This is a genomic window from Dysgonomonas sp. 521 (genome assembly GCF_010501055.1).
Classification (GTDB): Bacteria; Bacteroidota; Bacteroidia; order Bacteroidales; family Dysgonomonadaceae; genus Dysgonomonas.
On sequence record NZ_QVMO01000015.1, the window covers coordinates 1 to 25,696 of the forward strand.

A 25,696-nucleotide genomic window follows, 5' to 3' on the forward strand; every position below is an offset into this window, starting at 1 on the left:
CCCCCTCCCGGCCTCCCCCAAAAAGGGGAGGAGGCTGGAGAGATGGAAAGATGAATAATACACCTCACCCCAACCCTCTCCACAGGAGAGGGGGAAGCAGAGGCTCTGTTTATTATATTTAAATTTGAGTTGCTTTGACCGCCTCGCGCTCTTCCCTTTTGATAAAGGGAAGTACCCGAAGGGGGAAGGGTTAGACAGATAGATAGAATATGTTGACCGCTTGCAGGGGCTAGGATGCTTTAACCGCCTCGCGCTACCTCCCCTATCGGGGGAGGCAGGAAGGGGTGTATTACGGGGAGGCTCCGCCCTACTACTTTCGCAAGCGGCGGGCAGAATAAGTGAAGACAAATAAGACAACATTGTTGAAGACAACAAGACGGTAATATCGCCTCCCCGGATGTTAAAAAAATTCATGTATCTTTGTTTCTGATGTAGTTGTGAATACATTATAGTTACTTTACCCTGTTTAATCTTTCCGGTCTGTCACTATATAAGTGACAGACAGCAGAAAAGGTGTTTTGTAACTCCTTTATAATAAGGTCGGTAAGTGAGAAAATAAAAAAATGAAAACACGTGTCAAACAATTTGTTAAACACGGAAGCCCGGCAGAGGGTATCTGCCGAGGGTTAAGTCATTGTATTATAAGGATATATTAATTCCTGAGAATCTCTCCCCGAAATTGATTTGTCAAACAATTGTCAAACATTTTATAAGTAATTGATAAACAACGATATAAAAGAGGGTCGGAAGATTGCTGTTTTTTTCGGAATAAAGGCATAAACAACTATATACCAGAAGTATAGGAGTATTGCAAAACAAAAAGTCTGTCGCTTATATAGTGACAGACTTTTTCTCAGTTATTATACTAGAGGCAAATGTAAGTAAAAGTATTGGTATTTGGAGGTGGAGTTGGATAATTTAACATTTAGGGGTGGAGAAATCAATGTGCTGTACAAGTTAATTCGTGTTCTATCCTTATCCGTTTCTGGCTATCGGGAGTAGAAGCTCTGAAGAATAAATAACATCAAAGCTTCTCTTTCAGGAACTTACCTGTATATGATTTTTTGCATTTTACTATGTCTTCCGGCTTACCTTCACACACTACGTAGCCTCCCTCTTTGCCACCTTCGGGGCCTATGTCGATAATATGATCGGCACATTTGATTACATCCATGTTATGCTCTATAATTACGATTGTATGCCCTCTTTTAATCAAAGAATCGAAGGCTTTCAGGAGCGTTTTTATATCATGGAAGTGCAATCCCGTGGTAGGCTCGTCGAATATAAAGAATGTGGGCTCCGGCTTTTCATCCGCAAGGTGGAATGCCAGCTTTACACGCTGGTTTTCACCCCCCGACAGAGATGAGGAGGACTGCCCCAGTTTTACATATCCCAGACCTACATCCTGCAAAGGTTTCAACCGCTTCACTATTTTCTTCTCCGTACTGCCTTTTCCTCCTTCGAAGAATTCTATCGCCTGATCGATTGTCATTTCCAGTACATCGTAGATATTTACCCCCCTGTACAATACATCCAGTATATCTTGTTTGAACCGCCTTCCCTTGCAAACTTCGCATTCGAGCAACACATCCGCCATGAACTGCATTTCAACAAGGATTTTCCCTTCTCCGGCGCATTCTTCGCAACGCCCGCCTTCCACATTGAAGGAAAAATAAGCGGGAGTAAAGTGCATCTGCTTCGCTAACGGCTGGTCGGCAAACAGTTTGCGTATTTCATCATAAGCCTTTATATAGGTTACGGGGTTGGAGCGGGATGAACGGCCAATCGGGTTCTGGTCGACCATTTCGATGTCTTTTATCAGGTTAAGGTCGCCCGTGAGGTCGTTATACTGTACTATCTGTTCGCCTTTTCCCTTATAATGCCGTTCCAAGGCAGTGTAAAGCACATCGGTAACCAAGGAAGATTTACCCGATCCGCTGACGCCTGTCACTACGGTCATTACATTCAGCGGGAACTTTACATTTATATTTTTCAGGTTATTCTGTCTCGCACCTTTCACTTCAATATAGTTGTTCCATTTACGCCGCGCCTTGGGCTCTTCGATCTTCTCTTCGCCGTTCAGGTAACGTACCGTATAACTTTCGGTATGCCTCTGCAATCCGTTCACGTCTCCCTGATAGACGACCTCCCCGCCTAAACGTCCTGCTTTAGGGCCTATATCTATTATATAATCGGCAGCTCTGATTATCTCCTCGTCATGTTCTACTACTATAACCGTATTCCCGATCGATTTCAGCTCCTGCAATACATTTATCAATAAGTCCGTATCCCTGGAATGAAGCCCTATGCTTGGTTCGTCTAATATATAGAGCGAACCTACAAGGCTGCTGCCTAACGAAGTAGCCAGATTGATCCGCTGGCTTTCCCCGCCTGACAGGGTGTTTGATAAGCGGTTCAGCGTAAGATAGCCCAATCCTACATTTACAAGATATTGTATACGTATATCTATGTCTGTGAGAAGGCGTTTAGCTATTGCAGCATCGGTTTCATTCAACTCAAGGCCTTTAAAGAATTCCTGTAATTCCGTAATAGGCATCAGTACCAAATCGGCAATTGTCTTACCTCCTACTTTTACATAAAGCGCCTGCGGTTTCAGGCGTGCCCCTTTGCAGGCAGGGCAGGTGGTCTTACCGCGGTAACGGGCTAACATTACGCGATACTGGATTTTATACTGATTTTCTTCTACCATTTTGAAGAAATCATCGATGCCATGCAATCCGCGTGCGCCATGCCATAGCAGATCCTGCTCTTTTTCGGTCAATTCAAAATATGGTCGATGGATTGGAAACTTGTGCCGGCCGGCAGAGTGAATAAATTCATTTTTCCATTCGCTCATTTTATCTCCTCTCCAACAAACGACAGCATCCTCGTATACAGACAGGCTCTTGTTGGGAATAACCAGATTTTCGTCTATACCCATTACCCTTCCGAATCCTTCGCAAACAGGGCAAGCCCCAACGGGACTATTGAAACTGAACATCAGGTCGGATGGTTCTTCAAACCGGATACCATCTGCCTCAAAATGCCTCGAATAGTCAAATGACTCTACCTTATCGCCCACATAGAAGCGGACAATACAGTCGTCGCTGCCTTCGAAAAACGCGGTCTCAATAGATTCAGAGAAACGGCTGATATTCGCTGCATCCTTATCACATGTAAGGCGGTCTATCAGCAAGAGTAAATCGCCGGCATCCAATTGGCTACCGGATGCGAGGATATCCTCTATCCTTTCAAATTTTCCTGAAACTTCAACACGGGAGAAACCCTCTTTGGATAGTATTTCCAATTGTTCGCTCAGTGAGCGGTCATCCCTGAGTATGACCTTTGTCAGGATAACCAAGCGTGTATCTTCGGGATAAGAGAGCATTTTATCTACAACATCACTTACCTGATGCTTTTTTACCTCCTGCCCCGAAACCGGAGAAATCGTTTTTCCTACACGGGCAAACAAAAGCCTGAGGTATTCGTATACTTCTGTGGAAGTCCCTACCGTAGAGCGCGGATTGCGTGCGCTTACCCTTTGTTCGATAGCGATTGCCGGGGGGATACCCTTTATATAATCACTTTCGGGCTTGTTCATCCTGCCCAGAAACTGACGGGCATATGAGGACAGGCTTTCTACATATCTTCGCTGGCCTTCGGCATAAAGCGTATCGAAAGCCAGAGAAGATTTACCCGAACCGGATAAACCTGTAATAACCACAAACTTATTGCGTGGAATCTCAACATCTATATTTTTCAGGTTATTAACCCTAGCCCCTTTTATAAAAATATTTTTTCCTTCTGACATAGTTTTAAAAAATGGATACAAAAATACGAAAAAATAAGCGCATATTTATACTCATTACAAACTTTGATATTACCTTCATCGTCTGCCAATGTCAGTTTAGCATACTTTAGCTTACATGTTCCTTCCGGATTCAGTATGACCGTCCTTTTTTTCGAAGTAATTCGTCCCTTAAAAGTGAAGCCAGTTCGTAATCCTCACCGTCAATGGCATCCTTAAGGAGGCTTTCCAGTTCTTCCTTATTCAGCAATGAGTAGTCTAAGGCCAGATTATCCCTTTCATCCTCCAGGCTGTTTTCGCTTGCAGTACTTTCATCGAAAACAACGGCCTGATCTTGCATGATAGCCTCTGTGGTGAATACCGGAGACTTGGTTCTCAGGGCAATGGCAATCGCGTCGGATGTACGGGATTCTATTTCGATAATCTCGCTTCCCTGACGAAATATCATTTTGGAAAAAAATACGCCATTCTCATATTTGTAAATATTCACTTCGAGCAGAAGAATCGCGAATTGGGAGAGCAGCATCTGAAACAAGTCGTGTGTTAAGGGTCTTGGAGGAATAGATCCTTGCAGCTTGAAGGCAATCGACTGGGCTTCCGGTGTTCCTATAACAACCATAAGACGCCGCAAGCCATCTTCTTCAGCCAGTACCAGCCCGTATGTCCCGGATTGGGTCTGATTAAAAGAAAAACCTAATACTGATAATTTGATCCTATCTTCCATATACATCAAAAGTATATATTTATTTTATTATCTCTATCAAAATATCCGTTGTTTTAAAACACTTTGCTTCAATTTGAGTTCTGTTTTTATATTTTTTCCATTTTTTCTCCATTTTTTGAGCCTGTTTAGAACCTGTTGAAATTTTATCAAAATATTTTATTATAAGCCCTTTGAGGTTACTCTTATTTTGACCGCCACACAATGTATGAGGTATTCTCCGGTAATTCTTCCTGCTCCACGCCAAATTCGGTCTTATTATGTCCTTTATCGTAATACCAGCCGAAAGTAATACCCGAACCGACAAGATATATGGCGTCACTTACTCCTATATCGATAAGCGCCTGGGCAAAATCGTGGAATGATTCGGAACTGCGGCTTTCTACCATAACAACCTTTCCTGACCTCATGGCCAGAGCCCGGCGTATAGATTTATTCTTAGGGTTATTTTCGACCAGGACTCCATCGTCTACCAGCGGATATTGCCTGAAAAAATACCCTCCTTTATCAATCGCCTTTTGTAGAAGCGGGGTTTCGTCACTGACACCAATTGAAATCTTCCCGTCGATAATGGCGCAGAATCCCGTTTTTGCCACACCTCTGGACAATTGTTGCCCTTTGAGGACAAAGTCGCCGACAATCTCTAGATTATCCCCTCTGATATCGGCGGCCTGAGTGATAAATACGATCTGTGGGTCGGTCTTATCCGGACGGCCTACCGATAAAGACATCTCAGCCTGATGGGGTACATAGACAAACAATGGGACATCGTTCACGGTTTCTTCCAGTACTTCGATATAGCCTTTTATTGTATCTTTTCTTAGCGGTTCAAGCTTTGAAGGCGTTTCGATTGCAACCAATTTAGTCATCTCAGGTTCAAAATAATAATCCGGCTCTTCTTTGCCTAAGCCGAATATCAAGGCAAGAGTAACTACTATAGCAACAAGGCAGCAGGCAAGTATAATCCATATCCTTTTAGAATCGGGTTTCTTCTCGTCCCCTTCTTTTGCCCCAAGAAAGTAGACATCGTCATCAGCTTTTATATTTTTTTTGCTCATCTTTCTACCCTCCTGTTCTTTAAACTTTCTTCTAATACATTTTTTAAAGCCCTCAGTGCCTCTTTTGAGGCTGAAAGCACAAATATATGTATCAAATATAGTTTCTACTGTACGAATTGACTACTTATAAAGATATTATTACAGGATAGTAGTTAACCATAGTATATGACGGAAAATAAGATATAGTCTTATATTGCCCTTACAGGGCGCGACTTAAAAGGGTATATTTATTTTACCCAAGGCGTTGCCATTGGGCTATATTATGTAGCCCCTTCAGGGCATTGGAAAGAAAACAGGCTGAAGGCCTGATATATTCCAGCCCGGGGCAACGCCCCGGGTAGTGATAAACTCAAGGAACTGCGCCCTGTAAGGGCAACATAATAAGCCTTTAACATATAAATATTTTTCGTCATGTACAGTGAGTTGATCCTGCTATTTCCTGAACGGGTCGCCCTTCTTATCCTGACTTACCACCCATCTGAATGCATTGACAAACAACAGCTTTTGGGCGGCATCTGTAAATTCGTCGTCGCCATGCCCCATATTCAGATAAATCATCCTGTATTTCTTGTTTGCCCATACAATGGGAAAATCCCCGAAGTTGACTACATCCTTGATGCCCAGTGGATAATTATCTGGCGACAACGAGACTAATACATCTACATCCTTATTTTCCCTTGGACTGGGATTCCACTGATACCATTCGCTTTCGGGTGCGATGAACGATGTCGGCAGGTTCTTGGTAACAGGATGATTAGCATTATCTATATCAAGCTTTACAGGCTGGGGAGGCCAGTTGTTACAATAGAAAACACCACCGCCGAGGAAATCAACAAACCACGGCCAGTTGGTATTCTTGTCATTATAGGCTGCTGCGTGGAAACCCATCCATCCGCCGCCGTTCTCCATGTACTTTTGGAAGGTTTCGCGCTCTTCCTTCGATGAAGGGGAGGTGTTGAGCATGACCACAATGTCGTATTCTTTCAGTTTTTCGTAAGGGTACTCGGAGAAGTCTGTTGTCACATCCAGATAAAAGCCGTCTCCATAGTTTAACCTTCTGAAAAACTCGACCCCCTGTTTACCAAATTCCACATGTGCTTCTTCGGCATGTATGGTATAATACACTAAGGCTTTGAAGCGTGGAGCGCTGGCATAATTTGCCGGATATTCTTTTTCCTGACCTTGAGCGAAAACGATTATGCCAAATAAGAATAGTAGGATTGTGTTTAATTTTTTCATATTTCTATTGCTTTATATTATACAGATAATGAGAGTTTTAATTATTTGTTCATATTGAAAAAGTGACAAAAGTGACACCTTTTAGTTTGTTTTTTTATGTTACCTTTTTATCTTTTCAGCGGATTTACAATCCGCTGTTTTGTTGTAGGGGGCTGTGTCAAAATCCACTTTCTATGATGACTATTATTGGGCGAACCCCACCCTTACAACAGTACCATTCATCGCTTTCTACTTCCTATAACAAGATAAATTTTCCGCAAGAAAATACAAAATATCCCTATCTGTCGGCTGCCCATAAGATAGCATTTGCAAACATTTTCTTAAAATCTTCCGAAGCATAGAGCGTATTCTCATGCCCCATCAGGAAGTATACATTGCGTGCTTTTACTTTCTGGTTTGTCCAGACGGCCGGATGGTCACCCATTTTTATATCCGTTTCCGGCTGGTAACTCGCTTCGTCTACACGGGCTAATACATGCACATTCGGTCTTGGACTTTTGTCGAATGTGTACCACTCGTCATTCGGTACGAGGAACGAGTCGTGAACGCCTTTCATCACCGGGTGCTCAGCATCCTCTACATACACGGTTGCCGTAGCTTTTTCGGCAATATAGCCTTTGAAGCGGATACCGCCCATAAAGTCGGAGAACCACTGCCACATCGGGTAGCCGTCAAATTCTCCTAACAGGGTTGCATGGTGGAAGCCTACCCATCCGCCTTTACCTTCTTCTATATATTTGATAAAGGCTGCTTCCGCCTCCTTCGTCCATGTGTAAGGTGGAAAATCGAGCTGTATTATCACCTGATATTGCGACAGGAATTCTTCATTGATTTTATCGGTATTGTTTATCTCCGTATATTCAAAGCTATTCTCTTTAGAAAATGTGTCCAGCCATTTGAACGAGGCATCGGTAAAACTGCCGTGCTGTCCACCCCTTTCGGTGAGGACAAGGGCTTTGAACGGATTTGTATTTTTACTGTCATCTGTCTTAGCAGAAGATTCGTTTTGGTTCTTACCTGTACTGTTGCAACTGATAAGTGCGATAGCTAAAGTTACTATAATATATATTTTTTTCATATTTATTATTATTAATCTAAATACCACAATACATGACAAAAGTTATTCAAACACGATTTGGAGACGATGTAGGGGCAGTGGCTTGTCCCTGCCCGCTTGTCATCGTTTACGGGCACCCACAAGGGGATGCCCCTACAGCAGGATATAAAATTTTGTCATATACTTAGATCTAAAAGCTTTATTATGTTGCCCTTTGGAGAGGGTTGGGGTGAGGTGCCTAGTATTCCGAAACCAATGTAATCCATTTGCCCGCAGAAGTCACCCATACTTCTTTATAAGTCGCATTGTTGGTCTGTGGCCAGTAAGGAAAGTCTTCATCATCCAGCGCGCGGATACCCACGGGCATCTCGCCTGTCATTTCACCCGACGAAAACGTATCCATTTGCGGATAATTATCCCCTTCACCATATATGAGTGATTGCCCAAACGGATTTTTGCCTACAGTCCAATATAATTGCTCGCGTCCTATTTGAAGCAGTTGCTCATCATTCAGGAATTTCCCGCAAATAGCGGCAGCCTTGCCCATCGACAGATGTACGGCCGTATTCCCGTTGAAGATACCGAAAGATACAGGGAAGCGTTTCAGGTAATGTTCTTCATCCAGTTTTACAGCTTTTTTCAGTTGGACAGTAAACCGGTCTTTTTCAGTGCCATCTACAAATAGGTGCGAATGCTGAAAACTGACTTCGTCTTTTGCTTCATCAATATGGTAAACCCCGCTCGAAATCATGCCATAAGGGGCAGTATACTGCATCAGTCCTTTCAGATAATCGCCATACAGCCGGATTGACTCCGCCCATCTGCTATAATCCGCATGCTGTGGCTGTGTTTCGCAAAGCAGGGTCATGGCCTGCATATATACCTGTTCGCGCGACTGGTGGTTGTAGTGTACAATCACTTTCTTCGATTTATCGCGATAGAAGAAGCCTTTGGTCTTATCCTTATCATTCAATGGCTCTTTGCGCTGGCAGTCGAGTGCATAATTGATATATTCAACAGCCTTTTTGGCATAATATTCACTTGTCGTCAATTTATACAACATACTTGCCGCCCACGATATGGTCGCCATATACTGGCTCTCGGATGTATTGTAACTATGTTCATAGAAATGGATAAATTCTCCATAACCAACCTCTGCATGTCTTTTCAAAGCAAATTCGAAATCTTCCATTGCTACATTCATCAGATGCTCGTAAAGCATCGGGTCATGGTCAGCTACAGACATGGCTGCAAACGCCTCGTAAGCTGAGAACAGGAAATTGTCGAAAGCAGAATTATGCACCCGTACACTTGTTATATCGTCCTGTGTGCCAAATACGCCATCTGTCCAGATAAGCAGTCCTACGCTGCTGGCGCGGTATCCGTCGCCATAACGGTTGCGGAGCATAAACTCAATCCCCCATTCGGCTTCTTCGAGCATACGCCTTGCTAATATTTCATTTTTATCTTTCAGCTTATTATACGCTTCCAGAAGGGCATAGGTCACATCCCCCGTCTGAAGCACCTGTTGCGAGAGGTCGCCCGCATCGTGCCAGCCTCCGGCAAACGAAATCATCTTGCCATCATGCTTAGAGCAAAGGTCGATGTGGCATGTGCCATGTTTACCCGGAACAGGATATCCGCAACGCTGGCAGAAGATATAGTTCAGTACCCGCCAGAGGGAGTTATCCCAGATATTTGCTCCTATTACAAAAGGTTCGGTTGTAATATTCCCTACCTTCAACCTGAAAGTGCCGGATTGATTGAAATCAGAAAAATCAGCTACATCAAATTCACCGATAGTTGTTTGGGCTTTCTTTATCTGTCCATTAAATACAACTCCATTATTTTGAGCATCCATCAATTGGAACTGGTTATTGTGATTGGCTATATTTACAATGGCTGTTTTGTTATCATTCAGCATATAACCTGTGGTGGAATATACAATCTTGTTGTTGCCGGGTACCCATCCGCTTATTATTTCGGGGTCTTCTATCTGCTGGAGTTCAAAGTCTTTGAAAAAATAGCTGAACATATCCCCGTTTGTGCGGTCTTTCCCTTTGATGCTTACATTAAAGCTGATCCTCTGTACTTTGTCCCGCTGGTATTCCCCTAAGTCCAGATAATAAGAACCGTCTTTCCAATTGTTAAGATTGATCAGATGTGAACCTGATTGCCTGTTATAACCTTCTTTTTTAGGTGAGTCTCCATTCTCAATAATAAAGTTGATATTAACCACGCGTGCTCCGGGTGATACTGGATATATATCAAATTTTATCCGGTTATATTTTTCCCAGTTTTCCCCATTTATTTCAAGGGTCATTCCTGCATTGCCATATACGGCATAGTCGGGGTCGGAGGCTGAGCCTGTGGCTCTTTTTCCTGTGGATGCCGGGTAATGTAGGGCTAATATCTTTTTCCCGTCAAAAGTGTTCATGCTTGAGACTTTTCCGTATCCTGTAGCTTTCCAGTCGCTGTCAGAAGTCGATATTGGTTCAGAATAGAGGACTTTTTTCTGCAAACCCTTTGCTTCTGCCGACCTCGAAAAATCGAGAGGGAGAGGGCTGTGAATGATTCCCGACCGGATAATCTCTTTCTCCAGTTGTTTATCGGAAGCCAGTGATATCTGAGCCATGCCGTTGATAAAGCATGACATTGTGAGTAGGTATATTGATAATCTTTTCATAGAGTAATAGGTAATGTTAAAAAGTAACAGAAGTAACAGGTTTTGTATTGCTTTTTCATTGTTACCTTTTATAATCTATCCATTCATATTATCTTGTAATAGATAAAAATGAAATATAATGATATTAACGAGGGTGTGTCAAAAGTATTTTTTCATATCTATTTACATACGCTCCGCTCCTGTGACCGTTGGTTGTCATGTTGAACGGAGTGAAACATCTCGTATCTAGTAGGTCGAGATTCTTCGTTGCACTCAGAAACAACGTTCGCCGAAGCGAAGGCGAGGCAGTGACAAAGAGAGTAGCAATTTGATAGAGATGTTTTACTTTTGACACACCCTCATATTATTTATTTTTTGTCCACCTTCCTTTTGGGGAGGACGGGAGGGGTGTTATTCTGCCGACTGGCGTACACGCGAACCTAACAGCGCATAATATAACATGTATACTTCGCCGAAAATAACAATCAGCCATGTCCATCTCCAGCCACCCATTGCATCTGCAAGCATACCTTGCAAGAGCGGAAGAATAGCACCACCCACAACTCCAATCATAAATACGCCGGAGGCAACAGATGTATATTTTCCAAGTTTGGCAACGGAAAGAGTAAATATGGCTCCCCACATTATGGAATGGAATAAACCTACAGCAACGAGTAACCACGGGCTATTCATTGCAATAGCCAGAATAGTTAGTGTAGTAGCAGAAACGGTCGTTACCACCAACTGTACCCGTGGCGGAACTTTACTCAGTGAACTTCCTACCAGACGGCCAATCAGCATACCGCCCCAATAGAGGGTAGCCATCAGTGCCGGAATGGCAAAGTTGATACCGAAGATGGTAAGCGAACTACTGCCGAAGAATGAGAATGGCCCGTTTAAGGCTTCCTGTTCGATGGCATATAGATTAATATTTGCACCGATGGCAACTTCAACTCCCACATAGAAAAAAATAGCGATAACGCCTAATGTAAGGTGGGTAAAAGACCAGACGCTTTTTTCCAGTTTTTCACCTGCTTCTGCTTTTGTTCCTTCGATGTCAGGCAGGGACAGTTTCATTACTACCAAAGCTACAATAAACATTACCACAACCAATGCGATAAAAGGAGTCATCAGCTGGCTTACCTGTACTTGTTCCATCGACAAACCGCCAAAGACAATACCTGTAACAAAGAATGGCGCAATGGTAGTACCTATCGAATTGGACGAACCTCCGATAGCCAGTCGTTGGATAGGCTGTGTTCCTTTTACGGTACAGGCTACCAGATACGGATTAATAACCACTTGCAGGATAGTCGCAGATGCACCTACCACAAACGAACCTATAAGGAAAATAAAGAATCCCGAAGGCACGGTCGCTGACGCTATCTGTACACTAGAGTCTGGGAACTTTACAGTAAACCAGGAAGAAAGGAAGAAGATAAACAGCCCGACAATCATAATGAACAATCCACGGACTAATGTCCCTTTATAACCGTATTTGGTTACCCATGATGAGCCTATACCGCCTGTAAGCGGATAAGCCAGGAACCACGAAAAGGTAATGAGTGTGGCAAATGTGTTTTTCAGGTCGCCCGCATTTTGCAGGAAAGCCGCTTTCAATGGGCCTTGAAACTGGCCGTTTGCTGTTGTTAAAAATCCTACAACAAAGAATAGGAACACCAATGTAATAAATGGGCCTACATAGTTAATTTGTTTTTGTGTCATAAAAATATGATTTAAGATTAATAATTTCAAATATTTAATGCCGTAGGGGCGAACCTGTGTGTCCGCCCGTTTTATCCGGGCAGACACATAGGTCTGCCCCTACATATTATCCTATCATATAATATATTTAGCCGATGCCGTATCCAACAGAAACTCACAATTAGGATGCAATTGCAGGATAGATGCCGGAATATCCGTTGAAATCGGCCCTTCGAGCATTTGTTTTACAATTTCAGCTTTGCTGTCGCCCTTTGCTACTAGCAGTATTTTGCGAGAGTGCATAATGTTTTTTATACCTAAGGTAAGTCCCCCAAGTTCTTTGTCTGTAATACCCGTTTCCTTACGGACACGTACTTCAAGCACTTCGTCCATTTTGGATACCCATGTTTCCTGCTCGAAAGGCGTATCCGGCTGATTGAATCCCAAATGCCCGTTTGTTCCAAGTCCCAAGACTTGCAAATCGACACCTCCGCGGTCTTCCAGTGCTTTCTGAAACAGATAGCATTCTTTCTCAAAATCATCCGAATAAGTAGGCGGCATAATGAAGTTTTCTTCTTTGATGCCAAGTGCATCGGCTATCTGTGTTTTTATCATGGTATAGCACGCTCCATCATATTCGCGGGGAACATTGGTGATTTCATCCAGCCCGAAAAGTGTAATATCCGAAACATCGAATGGATGAGATTGATAGATTTCGCTGACAAGAGCATGCATATTCTTAGTCGTTTGTCCGGTGGAAAGGCCTATAACTGCTTTTGCGTTATTTAGCATTTCCCCGATAATCCGCCATGCGGCTATGCGGTCAAACTCTTTTTCGTCTTTGGCAATTGTAATTTTTAGATTCATATGTTTATTATTTAAAAATTCAAGATTTAATAGAGTTTATATTCAATAAGATTATATATGGTTTATTCTCTGTGATTTAATTGCCTCCTGCTTTAGCTGGAGGATAATAGTCTAATCAGATAATGGCTTTAGCCAAAATGTTTTGACTAAAGTCGTTTTCTATCTGTATTATTATCCACGACTTGAAAGTCGTGGCAACTAAAACTCCTAAAAATATGCTTCTTACTCTTTTATTGAATATAAACTCTAATAATTTAAAAATTTTAAGACTGAAAAGAATCTTTAATTCTTTAAACTTTAAATCTTTAAATTATTTATTCATTGCTACGGCTGCCGCCCCAATTAATCCGATATAAGCAGGGTCAAGTTTAGTCAGTACCACGCCATTGGATACAAAACGGATGGTGGTTTTATTCAGTTTGTCTAAAACCTTCGGGTAAATAAATCCGCTGGAAACGATTCCTCCACCTAAAACAACTGTATCGGGGTCGCTTACCCGCACCAGATTCATTATAAGCCCGGCTATACCTTCAGCCGCATTGTCTACTAAATGGACACAAAGTTCATCGCCTTTTTCGTATAAGGAGTATACTTCCCTTACATCCACCTTGATGTTTTCATCTTCAGATATAGTAAGTTGGGTTGTATATTTATCCTTCAATAAGCGGGCAGAACGGTCGAACCCTACACCTGCGGCGATCAGTTCCACGCAGTTATCGCGTCCGCATCCGCACTTTATGCCGATGTTTACGCCTACATTTGTATGCCCTACCTCTCCGGCATTGAAGTGGCTACCTCTTACCAGATTTCCGTTTATAATAAATCCGGCGGCAATGCCTGTACCTATATTGATGTAGATAAAATCTTTGGATTGCTTGCCGTAGCCCCATTCCTTTTCGGCGCGGGTGGCGCTTTTCACATCATTGTCTATATAGCAGGGTATGCCATAGGCTCCGGATAATTCTTTTGCCAAAGGTGTCGGCTGATTCCGTTTCGGGTCCATTTGCAGCCAGATGCCACTGGCATTATCAACGCGACCGATGAGCCCGACCCCCATACTGGCCGGTTTTTCTCCGGTAGCCCAGCCTACAGTGCTGATGTAATCATCGAGGGATGTTTTGATGATAGAAAAAGCGGTGATCTGGTCGATATATCCTGTTTCATACCTTTTATGATTCAGAATTTTGCCTTGTTCGTCTACTTCTCCTATCAGGAGTTTTGTTCCTCCTAAGTCGAGTGCAAGATAAGTTTGTTTCATATAAGTTAAGTTTCATGGTTTTATATTTCAGGATTAGCGGCATCAAAAGTGTACCCATGTTATCTGAACATGTGATTGTACAAGGGTTCTGCTGCAAAAAAGCTACAGGAAAAACAAAAAATAGGATAAAACACAATAGATGTTTTATGAATGAATGTTCTCATGATTTGCGCCGTTGCGAGTGTATGTTCTTAATTTTAGAGTCTGTTTAAATTTTATAGCAAATCTTTTTTATAGCTATTTTTAGATGGATTTTATCATTTTTGCTAGCCGAACCAACGGTCAGCGGAGCTAATTAGCGGGCTAAACCAAGAGTAAAAAGGGTAAAAGACGGTAAAAAGAGCATAAAAAAATTGCTAAGAACTATTGACCTGAACCTGTAATAAAAATTTTCGCTAAAATTTAAACAGGCTCTTGTTATTCAGATATAAGGTTCCGGCAGGAATGTAATTCCTTTTCCGGGTTTTGTAGATATAATCATTTCATCTAATAAGAACATATTTATGCGAATCAAGGGTTAACTGTGCTATTTTTTGTCCCTTTAGGGACTGAATGTTGGTAGAAAGAAGCTTTAACCGGTTAATTGCGTGCCGTCAGGTACGCAATATCTACAGAACAATTCACATTTTGTACCTGACGGCACAAAAAACGAATTTCATTCATGTTTCTACCAATATGATGTGCCTAACGGCACATTTAACCCTTGATTCGCATTATTTACATTTTACTGAAATATTTTAGGATATATTCTTTTTCGTCCGGATTCTTATATTTTCAAGATTTAGAAACTGTTTAAATTTTATTCGTTCAAATTTTTAGAGCTGTTTTAGAGATGCTTTTTTTCTTTCTCGAAACGATAATAGCGGGCTATTTGAGTTGAGAAAAAGGAAAAAACAGCCGAAAACAGACTAAAAATGAACGAAGAAAAAGGTATAATAAAATATTCGTATAAAATTTAAACAGTTACTTACCTTTTCACCCATTAAATTCTTTATTAAAACGGGGAAAAAGGAAAAGGAGATGAAGAATCCCGGTTTAAGAGTCAGGATTCTTCATCTTTATTGGAAACAACGTTAGATAAAACGCTGTATATTACAGTCGAATAGATTATTTCAGTTTAAATCCTACCTTCGATTTTATATCTGTAGCTGAGGCACCGATTATCGCTTCAAAGTCTCCGCTTTCGGCTACCCAGTCATGTTTCTTATCATCGAAGTAGCTCAAAGCAGTCTTGTCGACAGTGAACGTTACTGTTTTTTCTTCTCCCGCTTTCAGGGTTACTTTTTCAAAACCTTTCAGTTCTTTTACAGGACGTGGCAGTGAAGATTTCAGGTCGCTGATATATAACTGTACAACCTCTGCGCCATCCCTGTTTCCGGTATTCTTTACATTTACGGTAAATGAGATTTTGCCATCGGCTGTCATTTCTTTTTTATCGGCAGCAACCTTTCCATACTCGAAAGTGGTGTAGCTAAGCCCGTGTCCGAATGGGAACAACGGTTTAACATTTTCCTTATCTGCCCAGCGGTAGCCTACAAAGAGGCCTTCCTTATATGTTTCCTCTTTATCTACTCCCGGATAGTCGCCTAGCTTATGCGCTCCGTTATCATCCAGTTTCACAGGGAAGGTAAACGGCAGCTTGCCCGATGGGTTAGCATCCCCCATCAAGATGGAAGCCAGAGCTGTACCCGATTCTGTTCCGTTATACCATGTCTGAACGATGGATGGCACTTCGTTGATCCACGGCATTGCTATCGCGTTACCCGAAATATTAACTACTACAAGGTTTTTGTTTGCTTTTGCCAGTTCAGCGATTACATTGTCCTGTCCATACGAAAGGTTCAGCTCTTTACGGTCGTTTCCTTCGCTGTCCTGTCCATCACTTTTATTCAATCCACCGATAAAAATTACAATATCAGCGTCTTTTGCCAGACGGGTAGCTTCTTCAATCAGTTCCGCGGCAGAACGGGAGTCATGGAGGTCTCTTTTCAATTTTACTCCGTTATACTCGCTGGTAGGATCGCCTACATAACCACGGGCATAAATGACGTCCGCTTGTTTGCCTACGCGGTTCATTATTCCATCCAGCGGAGCTATTTCATTTTTTGCTTTCAGGGAAGAGCTACCTCCTCCTACTGTCATCGGCTTGATGGCATTTTCGCCTACAACAAGTATTTTCTTTGTCTTATTCAGGTCGACAGGCAAAACACCGTTGTTTTTCAATAAAACGATGCCCTCTTCGGCTATCTTACGTCCTGCGGCAGCATGTTCGGGAGTACCGAACGAACCCCAAGGACGTTTTGTATTCATCGTAGTGCGGAATGCCAGACGGAGGATATTGCGTACTTTCTTGTCCACCTCTTCTACTTTTACTTCTCCCGAATACAAAAGCTTGAGGAATGGATTAGCCAGATAGTAGTTGTCATAAGCGTTACTTGCGCCTTCACTCAGTCCGTCTGTCCACGAACCAAACTCCATGTCCAGTCCGTTGTATATCGCCTGCATCGTGTTATTCACACCACCCCAGTCGGAAACAACAACACCGTCGAATCCCCATTCGTCACGGAGAATATCATTCAACAGGTATTGATTGTGGCAAGCCCATTGGCCTTTATATCTGTTGTACGCGCCCATTATAGCCCATGCGTTACCCTCTTGTACCGCGGCTTTGAACGCAGGCAGATAGATTTCATATAAGGTGCGGTCGTCTACGTTTACATTCACTGTATGGCGGTCGATCTCCTGATTGTTCAACGCATAATGCTTCACACAGGCGGCAACTCCGTTGGCCTGTACTCCCTGAATATAAGGAACGACCATTTTTGAAGCCAGAAACGGGTCTTCGCCCATATACTCAAAGTTACGTCCGTTTAGTGGTGTACGGTATATATTCACTCCGGGGCCCAACAATATATTCTTGTTGCGGTAACGTGCTTCTTCGCCTATCGATTTTCCATAAAGGGCCGACATGTCTTTATTCCATGTGGCGGCAAGGCATGTAAGCGCAGGAAAAGCAACACAGGAGTCATTTGTCCAGCCTGCCTGATCCCATTCGTCCCACAATACTTCGGGGCGGATACCATGAGGGCCGTCTGTAGCCCAGTTTTCAGGGATACCCAGACGAGGCACGCCTGCCGAACTGAATTTGGATTGGGCATGGCACATTGCAACTTTTTCTTCGAGAGTCATACGGGAGAGGGCATCTTCTACCCGTTCTTCGATAGGTTTGTTTTCGTTCAGATAGACAGGCAGATTACTCTGACCTGCCAGATTGACACTTATAGCTCCCGCTAACAGGATGCTAAACAGCGTTTTAACTGGTTTCAGCATAATTTATTAATTGATAAAAGTTAATATTGTAGTTGTGCTGGAACTATTCACTAGCAAAGATAACACTCTTTTTGTTGTTGAAGCTCAGAGCCTGTTTAATTTTTATTCTTTCAAATTTTTTTAAGCTATTTTGGTAAAAATTAAACAGGCTCTCCGTGTAGGGAAGGATCATTCCCAAATACAGGATATTACCGAACTTGCCGGAACATCGTAGCTAAATGATTTCTCGCCCTGCTGTACCGTTACTGTACGTTGCATAGGCGTATCATTCTGCAATACTATTGTAAGCAGCGCCGTGGAATCTTTTTCCATTGCCTTTGTTTGTCTGGTTGTTGTCGTTGAATCCTTTACCTGTTTTATTGAATTATTTTCAGTTTCTTGTTTTTTATGAATGATATTTTTCCTTTTTTTGCTAACCAAAAGACTTTTCATGAAAAATAAAAATGAACGAAAAAAGAATCAATAATAAAATATTTTGGTAAAATTTAAACAGACTTTAAATTAAAATTCAAATATGAACAGAAGAAATTTCCTGAATACCGGAATCGCGTTATCACTGGCTTCATTAATTCCTGCAAAAATGACGGCAAAAAACAATAGGGCAGAGGAAATGAACAAAAGAACAATAAAGCCTGCCAGACTACGGCCAGGCGATAAAATCGGAATGACAGCTCCCGGATTTTTGTTAAGTGAAAAAGCGTTGCAATCGTCTATCGAAAACCTGACGCAGTTAGGTTTTGAGCCTGTTTATTCTGATAAAATTATGGGCAGGCACGGATATTTCAGCGGCACGGATCAAGAACGGGCTGATGACTTCAACAATATGATAAAGAATCCCGAAATAAAAGGGATTATTTTTGCCGCCGGGGGATATGGTTGCACACGGATTCTTGATATGATTGATTATAAAGCTATTAAGAAGAACCCTAAAGTCATTATGGGATTCAGTGACGATACCGCCCCTATCAATGCCATATACAGAAAGACGGGGCTGATAACATTTCACGGGCCAGTTGCCAAAATATTTGAGAGTGAATACAGCCGGAAACAGTTTATGGATGTAGTAATGTATCCGACTGATAACTACACAATCGAGAATTCTGCCGAAGATTTACTGAAAGCAGTTGACGAAAAGATATATGAACGGTATACCATAACCCCCGGCAAAGTGCGGGGAGAACTGGCAGGCGGCAATCTCTCGTTAATCTCGGCTATGACAGGCACGCCTCATCAGATCAGTTTTAAGAACAAAATTGCAATGATAGAGGATGTCGGGGAAGAGCCTTACCGGATGGACAGGATGCTGACACAACTGATAGCCTCCGGCGAACTGGCAAAAGCCAGAGGTATCGTATTCGGAGTAAATAATGACTGTGATATATCGGAAAAGACCAGGACAGCAAACTCTTTTACCCTCAGGGAAGTGATAGAAGACAGGATCAAGCCGTTGAATATTCCGGCAGTACATGGTTTATCATTCGGGCATATTGGTAATAACTTTACATTCCCGATAGGGATAGAAGCGGAACTGGATACGGTGAGTATGACCATAAAGCTGTTGGAAAAGGCGGTAAGATAATATAGTCTATATGCGTTTAATGATTTTTGAATTCGTAGGTGCAGTGGCTTGTCCCTGCCCACTTTCTGCGTTTTCGCATCATTCTTTCGGGTTCGCAAATTGAATATTTTCAATTGCCTGACAGTAAGATTATGCAATATTGTTAAAATATACTCTATTATAAAAACGCTATTATGCACAACTCTAATGTTGATTTTACAGCTTGTGAAATTTAATATTTATAATTAAATGAAAATACATTATCCGATTCTTATATTATGTATGTTGTTGAAGTGTAGTTATTGTAGCGGGCAAAGCATACCATACAGCGTGGAGGGTATAGGTGATATTAATATAATAGTTCCCATATACATGAAAAATGGTATGCCTATGACTCCTGTTGCTGAAATACTTGATAAAGCTATCTTTGGAGCAGATATCTCGAAATTTAAGTTTTGCGGCAATGAGGTTACCTACAATAATGACCGTTATACATTATGCGAACCTGTAGATACAATAGATAATCAAGTCTTTGTTTCGGTAGATTTTTATCTGCGAATTTTTAATAATTTAGTAAGCATTACGGGTACAAAAATAAAGTTGCATGACTCTTTCGATCCTCCATATCTAACGGAGAAATCCTCTTTATTTATAAAAAAAGGAGAATACTTTAGTATTGAAGTATTAAATTCGATAAAAAAATCCATGACGATTCCTCCGGAGATTGGATTAATGGGAGAATCCCCTATTGTTCTTTCAGCTCTTCGTAAGGTATGGGTCATTGAGCCTGATGGCATGGGAGGGCAAAATCGTTATGAGAAGGATACTTATGGTCCGCCAAAAACAATTATGAGTTTCAAAAGTAAAGAAACAGGCAGATATATGATTGATAATTTTACAATAATTGTTGTTGATTAATTGGCTGTTGACTGCTAACTGTAGACCGATATTTCGTATCTTTAAGGCTCAATTTAAAAACACTAAAAATGAAAGGTAAAATTCTTGTCACAGGTGGTGCCGGATATATCGGTTCCCACACTGTAGTAGAATTACAGAATGCCGGCTATTCTGTAGTTATCATCGATGACTTGTCTAACTCCACAGCCGACTCTATAGACGGTATAGAGCGCATCACAGGTATTCGCCCTGTTTTTGAAAAACTGGATTGTAACGACCTTGAAGGATTGAGAAAACTATTTACTACTCATCCCGATATTAAGGGAATTATCCACTTCGCGGCGAGTAAGGCTGTAGGCGAATCGGTGCAAAAGCCGCTGTTGTATTACAGGAACAACCTGAACTCGCTGATGAATCTGCTCGACCTGATGCCCCAATTCGGCGTAAAAAATATTGTATTCTCTTCATCATGCACCGTTTACGGAGAGCCGGACAAAAATCCGATTGACGAAACAGCACCTATCAAACCGGCTGAATCGCCTTATGGTAATACAAAACAAATCAATGAAGAAATCATAAAAGACGTGGTTCGTTCGGGAGCCGATGTGAAAAGCATCATCCTGCGCTACTTCAACCCGATAGGCGCGCATCCGACTGCCGAGATAGGCGAACTGCCTAACGGTGTACCTCAGAACCTTGTACCGTACATCACACAGACAGCTATCGGTGTACGCGAGCAACTGAGTGTATTCGGTGATGACTACGATACACCTGACGGGTCGTGTATCCGCGACTTTATCAATGTGGTAGACCTTGCCAAGGCGCACGTGGTAGCTATCGACCGTATGGTAGAGAACAAATCACCTGAAAAGGTAGAAATATTCAACCTGGGTACAGGACGTGGTGTTTCGGTGCTTGAACTAATCAAAGTATTCGAGAAAGTTTCGGGTACAAAACTAAACTACAAGATAGTTGGCCGCCGCGAAGGAGATATAGAAAAGATTTGGGCTGAGCCTAAACATGCCAATACCGTACTGGGATGGACAGCTAAGGAAAATATCGAAGATACAATGGCATCGGCATGGAAATGGCAGTTGAAACTGAGAGAAAAGGGAATTATGTGATTTATCTATGCGATTCTATGATCTGCCAGTAAGGGAATGGCTGAGAAAACGTTTCCTATAAATAAGTATTGATGATTGGTACAACAATAGCCCGCCGGGAAGCAGAAAAGGTGAGATTTTGAAAGTGAGATCAGCCTTTGATTACGCGCCTGTAGAATAATTCTACAAGGAAGCGGGAATTATTCTAGTGCAGGAGCATAGTGCATCGCTGATTAAGGGGAAAAACACAGTCCCAAAATATGAGGCTTTATGGTTATTCATAGAGCCTCACTTTTTATTACCAAAATCCTACCTATAAATAATATTATAGCTTATCTTCATTAATATCATTTATATTCACATCGTCACGAAATGCATGTAAATGCTCCGATTCAGCTTTCTTCATGTCACTGCTCAACCCGTCAACTTTCTTCATGGGTGTACCCAGCCTGTTATCCAGTACAGAATCATGTTCCTTGTTATTTTTATCATCCATAGCAGTACTTTTTTAGGGGTTACAATACTCTATCTTATTGATAAACAATATTTAATACCAAAATGTTCCGGGTCGGTCATTTTATCAGGCCACAATGGCAAGCCAATACGTTTTTCCGGTCTTCCGTCCAGTAATGCAAACCGTTACCCTTACAGTATTTATATTCTTTGCACAATGCGCATTGCCCTGTTTTTGTCCAGTTGCGGTTGCGATAGAGTTGGTATCGGTTGTTCCACACATCCATAAAGTTGTCTTTATAGATATTTCCCTGTACAAAGCTACGGTTGATATTCGGGCATGCCCCTATGCTGCCGTCTATCAGTACCGAAGCCACATTTATCCCTGCACGGCAAAAGAAGTATTCTTCGCGTACCTCTCCTTCATAACGGCCTACATAGCCCTCACAACTGAATTTCAGATTGAGCGTTCCTGATTTCCGTTTCTCTTTGATAAACTCCATCAGATAAGTAAACTCATCGGCATCCAGCAGCATATCTTCATTCTCTTTGGCACGCCCTATCGGGGTAATCGTAAATATCCGCCATGCTTTGCCTCCGTTTTCCTTTATCAGCCTGTATATATCTTCCAACTGTGAAATGTTCTGCTTATTCACACAGGTAACCACATCGGAAGTAAGCCGCGCGGAAGAAGATATAAGCTGCAAGGCATTCAGCGTTCTTTCAAAACTTTTTGGGCTGTTTCGCAACCAGTTGTGGGTATCTCCCAGCCCGTCAAGACTAAGGGTCACGGAGCCCATACCGGCATTCAACAACGAAATATGCCTTTCGCGGGTATAAGCATATCCGTTCGTTACAATTCCCCACCGCATATCTCGTTTACGAATCTCAAATCCACATTCTTCGAGGTCTTTCCGCAGGAGAGGTTCTCCTCCTGTGATAATGACCGTGATATGGTCGCGAGGATGTTGATTGACATTATCGAGTACTCGCAGGAAATCTTCTTTCGGCATATCCCTGTATCGGGAATCGGAAACGCAGTCGCTGCCACAATGCAGGCATGAGAGGTTACAGCGTTGTGTACACTCCCAAAAAAGATAAAAAAGATTGTGCTGCTTATGTTCGACCTCTTTCGCCTTTATATGAATAGATTGCCTGATACGGTTTAAGAACATATTATTTCTTATCCAGATTCATCGTTAAGAAAATGCCGCCGCGACGTCCGGTCAGCGTTGTATCCTTATTCTGAATATTACCGTTTTTATCGCTAAAAGAAAGCTTGTATTCATCTCTTCTTTCGGTATATAAACGGAATCGTCCTTCATCGTCTGACAGTGTGCCTTGTATCGAGTCTGAGCTAACCTCTACCGAAACAAAAATGTCTTTTAAAGGTTCTCCTTCGGCATTTGTAACAACACCCTCAATGTATTGATCCATACCAAAATCGCGAGGGGCTCCGTAACATGCCTGAAAGGCGATAGCTACCGTGGCCAGTGAGGCTCCCTTAAATATACGGCTGAACCATTTTCTTGGTAAAGTTGTATCCATTGTAATTTAGTTTTGTATGGTTTATTGGTATAAAATGATATTTTTTGCAAGATAGGAAGAAAATGATTTATTTAACTAAGTAACTAGGGTTTATATTCCATAAGATTATATATATATTATTTTCTGTGTTTTAATTGCCTCCAGCTTTAGCTGGGGGATCAATGAATAAGATAATAAAAGGCTTTAGCCAAAACAGTTTCGACTAAAGTCGATTCCTTTTCCAATATTATCCACGACTTGAAAGTCGTGGCAATTAAAACCCCTGAAAACATGTATCTTATTCTTTTATTGAATATAAACTCTACTGTTTAAATTTTATTCGTTCCAATTTTTAGAGATGCTTATTTACATACGCTTCGCTCCTGTGACCGTTGGTTGAGTTGAGAGAAAGGAAAAAACAGACTAAAAATGGACGAAGAAAAAGGTATAATAAAATATTCGTATAAAATTTAAACAGTTACCACAGGTAAAAAAACGCACTTATACTCTTTCAGTTCCATCGGGACAATGAACTACTGTCTTTTTCAACCCTTGATCAGCGTAATTCATATTCAATAATCGCATCACTTATTTCAAAATGAAATAAAAAGAATGAATATTGGATAAAAATTGTCGTAATATGAACTGTTTTGCTTGCTTATTGAATAATTATTTATAAATTGCGCATCTTAATTTAACATTATTATAAACTAATATCATGTCAGAGAATTCTTCAAAGATTAAGTTTTACAGTGGGGAGGATATTCCACTGGAATTACACAAAGTGCGTGTTGTGCAAAAACTCCATTTAGTACCGATCGAACGTCGATTAGAAGCTCTTTACGAAGCCGGATTCAATACATTCAGACTGGATACAAAAGATGTATTCCTGGATATGCTTACCGATAGCGGGACGAATGCCTTAAGCGACAGGCAACTTGGAGCGATGATGATAGCAGATGACGCTTATGCGGGTTCGCAGAGCTTTGTACGCTACCAGAAAGCCGTAGAAGAGGTTCTGGGTAAGAAATACCTGCTTCCGGTACATCAGGGGCGCGCCGCCGAAAACATTATATCCAATGCCTATATTCGTAAAGGAAGTATTGTGCCGATGAACTACCATTTCACTACGGCAATGGCGCATATCACACAATACGGAGGTAAAATAGAAGAATTACTGTATGACGAGGCTTATGTAATCAATAGCAAGCATCCGTTCAAAGGAAATATGAACCTCGAAAAACTGGAAAAGTGCATCAATAAGCATGGTGCGGCCAATATTCCGTATATCCGTATGGAGGCTTCTACCAACCTTATAGGTGGGCAGCCTTTCTCAATGGAAAACCTGAGAGAGGTACGTGCTATTGCCAATAAATATAAAATCCGCCTTGTGCTCGATGCCAGTTTGCTGGGCGAAAATGCCTGGCTGATTAAGCAACGTGAGGAGGAGTTCAAGAACAGTACAATGGCAGAGATTATCCTTACTATGACAGGTCTTGCCGACTTGGTCTACTTCTCTGCGCGTAAGTTAAGTTCATCCCGTGGCGGCGGTATCTGTACCAACGACTACGCCATTATGAAAGAACTGGAACCGCTTGTTCCTCTTTTCGAAGGATTCCTTACCTACGGGGGGATGTCGGTACGCGAAATAGAAGCTATAGCTGTAGGGTTGTACGAAACACTGGATGAAAGCATGATTTGCCAAAGCCCTCAGTTTATTGAATATCTGGTAAACTCCCTTGATAAGAAAGGAGTCCCGATGGTAACACCTCCGGGGGTATTGGGTGCGCATGTCAATGCGATGGAAATCTGTTCTCATATCCCTCAAACGGAATATCCGGCAGGGTCGCTGGCTGCGGCATTCTTCCTGATCTCGGGTGTACGTGGTATGGAAAGAGGTTCGGTGTCTAATCAGCGCGACGAGTACGGAAACGAAACATACGCCGACATGGAACTTCTTCGTCTGGCTATTCCACGCCGTGTGTTTACCCTTTCGCAGATTAAATATGTAGAAGACCGTATGACGTGGCTATATGAGAACCGTCATCTGATAGGCGGGCTTAAATTTGTTTACGAACCGCCTGTGCTCCGCTTCTTTATGGGCGGGCTTGAACCTGTCAACGACTGGCCACAGCGGTTGATGGAAAAATTCCGTGAAGATTTCGGAGATAGTTTGTAAAACAACACCAAATGATAATATGACGGCATGGGCTTTGGCTTGTGCCGTTTTTATATTGAGAAACTGTTTAAATTTTATTCGTTCAAATTTTTAGAGATGTTTTAGAGATGTTTTTTTCTTTCTTGAAACGATAATAGCGGGCTATTTACATACGCTTCGCTCCTGTGACCGCTGGTTGAGTTGAGAGAAAGGAAAAAACAGCCAAAAACAGCCTAAAAATGAACGAAGAAAAAGGTATAATAAAATATTCGTATAAAATTTAAACAGTTTCT

The 25,696-nt window shown here is 41.9% G+C and carries 18 protein-coding genes and 1 pseudogene; 5 read left to right on the plus strand and 14 right to left on the minus strand.

Features of this window, described 5'->3' with window-relative positions; all coding sequences use genetic code 11:
- Positions 1-1,024: 1,024 nt before the first annotated feature.
- The 5 genes and pseudogenes from uvrA to D0T84_RS06660 all read right to left on the minus strand — a co-directional run.
- A complete protein-coding gene (gene uvrA / locus D0T84_RS06640) occupies positions 1,025-3,811 on the minus strand; it encodes an excinuclease ABC subunit UvrA (protein WP_163307102.1) in 2,787 nt (928 codons plus the stop codon).
- 130 nt (positions 3,812-3,941) lie between these two features.
- Entirely contained in the window at positions 3,942-4,532 is a 591-nt protein-coding gene (locus D0T84_RS06645; RefSeq protein ID WP_163307103.1) for a bifunctional nuclease family protein, read from the minus strand.
- A 182-nt stretch (positions 4,533-4,714) separates the two neighbouring features.
- On the minus strand, positions 4,715-5,587 hold the full coding sequence (locus D0T84_RS06650; RefSeq protein ID WP_163307104.1) for a phosphodiester glycosidase family protein: 873 nt from the start codon (positions 5,585-5,587) through the stop codon (positions 4,715-4,717).
- A 432-nt stretch (positions 5,588-6,019) separates the two neighbouring features.
- Positions 6,020-6,826, minus strand: a complete 807-nt coding sequence (locus D0T84_RS06655; RefSeq protein ID WP_163307105.1) for a ThuA domain-containing protein — start codon at positions 6,824-6,826, stop codon at positions 6,020-6,022.
- Positions 6,827-7,103: 277 nt separating this feature from the next.
- A pseudogene (locus tag D0T84_RS06660) lies at positions 7,104-7,784 on the minus strand (ThuA domain-containing protein); the annotation flags it as partial.
- 152 nt (positions 7,785-7,936) lie between these two features.
- On the opposite strand from D0T84_RS06660, the gene D0T84_RS22840 reads away from it, so the two are divergent.
- The gene (locus D0T84_RS22840) at positions 7,937-8,071 is read left to right on the plus strand and encodes a hypothetical protein (RefSeq protein ID WP_255495237.1); all 135 of its coding nucleotides are present in this window, start codon (positions 7,937-7,939) and stop codon (positions 8,069-8,071) included.
- 50 nt (positions 8,072-8,121) lie between these two features.
- Here the strand turns inward: D0T84_RS22840 and D0T84_RS06665 are convergent, their stop codons facing one another.
- The 6 genes from D0T84_RS06665 to D0T84_RS06690 form a co-directional block, all read right to left on the minus strand.
- The gene (locus D0T84_RS06665; RefSeq protein ID WP_163307107.1) at positions 8,122-10,569 is read right to left on the minus strand and encodes a glycoside hydrolase family 9 protein; all 2,448 of its coding nucleotides are present in this window, start codon (positions 10,567-10,569) and stop codon (positions 8,122-8,124) included.
- A gap of 390 nt (positions 10,570-10,959) precedes the next feature.
- Positions 10,960-12,273, minus strand: a complete 1,314-nt coding sequence (locus D0T84_RS06670; RefSeq protein WP_163307108.1) for an MFS transporter — start codon at positions 12,271-12,273, stop codon at positions 10,960-10,962.
- 114 nt (positions 12,274-12,387) lie between these two features.
- Positions 12,388-13,119, minus strand: a complete 732-nt coding sequence (locus D0T84_RS06675; RefSeq protein WP_163307109.1) for a 6-phosphogluconolactonase — start codon at positions 13,117-13,119, stop codon at positions 12,388-12,390.
- A 310-nt stretch (positions 13,120-13,429) separates the two neighbouring features.
- Positions 13,430-14,377 (minus strand): ROK family protein, encoded by a 948-nt coding sequence (locus tag D0T84_RS06680; protein ID WP_163307110.1) that lies wholly within the window; start codon positions 14,375-14,377, stop codon positions 13,430-13,432.
- Between the two features lie 1,107 nt (positions 14,378-15,484).
- The gene (locus tag D0T84_RS06685; RefSeq protein ID WP_163307111.1) at positions 15,485-17,707 is read right to left on the minus strand and encodes a glycoside hydrolase family 3 C-terminal domain-containing protein; all 2,223 of its coding nucleotides are present in this window, start codon (positions 17,705-17,707) and stop codon (positions 15,485-15,487) included.
- A 168-nt stretch (positions 17,708-17,875) separates the two neighbouring features.
- On the minus strand, positions 17,876-18,019 hold the full coding sequence (locus D0T84_RS06690; protein WP_163307101.1) for a hypothetical protein: 144 nt from the start codon (positions 18,017-18,019) through the stop codon (positions 17,876-17,878).
- Positions 18,020-18,221: 202 nt separating this feature from the next.
- Between D0T84_RS06690 and D0T84_RS06695 the strand changes: the two genes are divergently transcribed.
- The 3 genes from D0T84_RS06695 (at position 18,222) to galE (ending at position 21,286) form a co-directional block, all read left to right on the plus strand.
- Positions 18,222-19,286, plus strand: coding sequence for an LD-carboxypeptidase (locus D0T84_RS06695; protein WP_163307112.1), 1,065 nt, complete (start codon positions 18,222-18,224; stop codon positions 19,284-19,286).
- Between the two features lie 351 nt (positions 19,287-19,637).
- On the plus strand, positions 19,638-20,183 hold the full coding sequence (locus D0T84_RS06700; RefSeq protein WP_163307113.1) for a hypothetical protein: 546 nt from the start codon (positions 19,638-19,640) through the stop codon (positions 20,181-20,183).
- A 68-nt stretch (positions 20,184-20,251) separates the two neighbouring features.
- Positions 20,252-21,286, plus strand: coding sequence for a UDP-glucose 4-epimerase GalE (gene galE, locus D0T84_RS06705; protein WP_163307114.1), 1,035 nt, complete (start codon positions 20,252-20,254; stop codon positions 21,284-21,286).
- 304 nt (positions 21,287-21,590) lie between these two features.
- Here galE and D0T84_RS22420 read toward each other — a convergent pair whose 3' ends face one another.
- The 3 genes from D0T84_RS22420 to D0T84_RS06715 all read right to left on the minus strand — a co-directional run bounded on the left by D0T84_RS22420 (position 21,591) and on the right by D0T84_RS06715 (position 23,266).
- Entirely contained in the window at positions 21,591-21,761 is a 171-nt protein-coding gene (locus D0T84_RS22420) for a hypothetical protein (RefSeq protein ID WP_185155702.1), read from the minus strand.
- 76 nt (positions 21,762-21,837) lie between these two features.
- Complete coding sequence (locus D0T84_RS06710) at positions 21,838-22,893, minus strand: TIGR04133 family radical SAM/SPASM protein (RefSeq protein WP_163307115.1); 1,056 nt, start codon at positions 22,891-22,893, stop codon at positions 21,838-21,840.
- A 1-nt stretch (position 22,894) separates the two neighbouring features.
- A complete protein-coding gene (locus D0T84_RS06715; protein WP_163307116.1) occupies positions 22,895-23,266 on the minus strand; it encodes a carboxypeptidase-like regulatory domain-containing protein in 372 nt (123 codons plus the stop codon).
- A gap of 697 nt (positions 23,267-23,963) precedes the next feature.
- Between D0T84_RS06715 and D0T84_RS06720 the strand changes: the two genes are divergently transcribed.
- Positions 23,964-25,424, plus strand: a complete 1,461-nt coding sequence (locus D0T84_RS06720) for a tryptophanase (protein WP_163307117.1) — start codon at positions 23,964-23,966, stop codon at positions 25,422-25,424.
- The last annotated feature ends 272 nt before the right edge of the window (positions 25,425-25,696 follow it).

What these genes read in the sequence shown, in the direction of transcription:
- D0T84_RS06700 (WP_163307113.1), top strand. Translation starts at nt 19,638, where the DNA reads ATGAAAAATGGTATGCCTATGACTCCTGTTGCTGAAATACTTGATAAA.
- D0T84_RS06685 (WP_163307111.1), bottom strand. Translation starts at nt 17,707, where the DNA reads ATGCTGAAACCAGTTAAAACGCTGTTTAGCATCCTGTTAGCGGGAGCT.
- D0T84_RS06645 (WP_163307103.1), bottom strand. Translation starts at nt 4,532, where the DNA reads ATGGAAGATAGGATCAAATTATCAGTATTAGGTTTTTCTTTTAATCAG.
- D0T84_RS22840 (WP_255495237.1), top strand. Translation starts at nt 7,937, where the DNA reads ATGACAAAAGTTATTCAAACACGATTTGGAGACGATGTAGGGGCAGTG.
- D0T84_RS06680 (WP_163307110.1), bottom strand. Translation starts at nt 14,377, where the DNA reads ATGAAACAAACTTATCTTGCACTCGACTTAGGAGGAACAAAACTCCTG.
- galE (WP_163307114.1), top strand. Translation starts at nt 20,252, where the DNA reads ATGAAAGGTAAAATTCTTGTCACAGGTGGTGCCGGATATATCGGTTCC.
- D0T84_RS06675 (WP_163307109.1), bottom strand. Translation starts at nt 13,119, where the DNA reads ATGAATCTAAAAATTACAATTGCCAAAGACGAAAAAGAGTTTGACCGC.
- D0T84_RS06690 (WP_163307101.1), bottom strand. Translation starts at nt 18,019, where the DNA reads ATGGAAAAAGATTCCACGGCGCTGCTTACAATAGTATTGCAGAATGAT.
- D0T84_RS06710 (WP_163307115.1), bottom strand. Translation starts at nt 22,893, where the DNA reads ATGTTCTTAAACCGTATCAGGCAATCTATTCATATAAAGGCGAAAGAG.
- D0T84_RS06650 (WP_163307104.1), bottom strand. Translation starts at nt 5,587, where the DNA reads ATGAGCAAAAAAAATATAAAAGCTGATGACGATGTCTACTTTCTTGGG.
- D0T84_RS22420 (WP_185155702.1), bottom strand. Translation starts at nt 21,761, where the DNA reads ATGGATGATAAAAATAACAAGGAACATGATTCTGTACTGGATAACAGG.
- D0T84_RS06665 (WP_163307107.1), bottom strand. Translation starts at nt 10,569, where the DNA reads ATGAAAAGATTATCAATATACCTACTCACAATGTCATGCTTTATCAAC.
- D0T84_RS06720 (WP_163307117.1), top strand. Translation starts at nt 23,964, where the DNA reads ATGTCAGAGAATTCTTCAAAGATTAAGTTTTACAGTGGGGAGGATATT.
- D0T84_RS06695 (WP_163307112.1), top strand. Translation starts at nt 18,222, where the DNA reads ATGAACAGAAGAAATTTCCTGAATACCGGAATCGCGTTATCACTGGCT.
- D0T84_RS06655 (WP_163307105.1), bottom strand. Translation starts at nt 6,826, where the DNA reads ATGAAAAAATTAAACACAATCCTACTATTCTTATTTGGCATAATCGTT.
- D0T84_RS06670 (WP_163307108.1), bottom strand. Translation starts at nt 12,273, where the DNA reads ATGACACAAAAACAAATTAACTATGTAGGCCCATTTATTACATTGGTG.
- uvrA (WP_163307102.1), bottom strand. Translation starts at nt 3,811, where the DNA reads ATGTCAGAAGGAAAAAATATTTTTATAAAAGGGGCTAGGGTTAATAAC.
- D0T84_RS06715 (WP_163307116.1), bottom strand. Translation starts at nt 23,266, where the DNA reads ATGGATACAACTTTACCAAGAAAATGGTTCAGCCGTATATTTAAGGGA.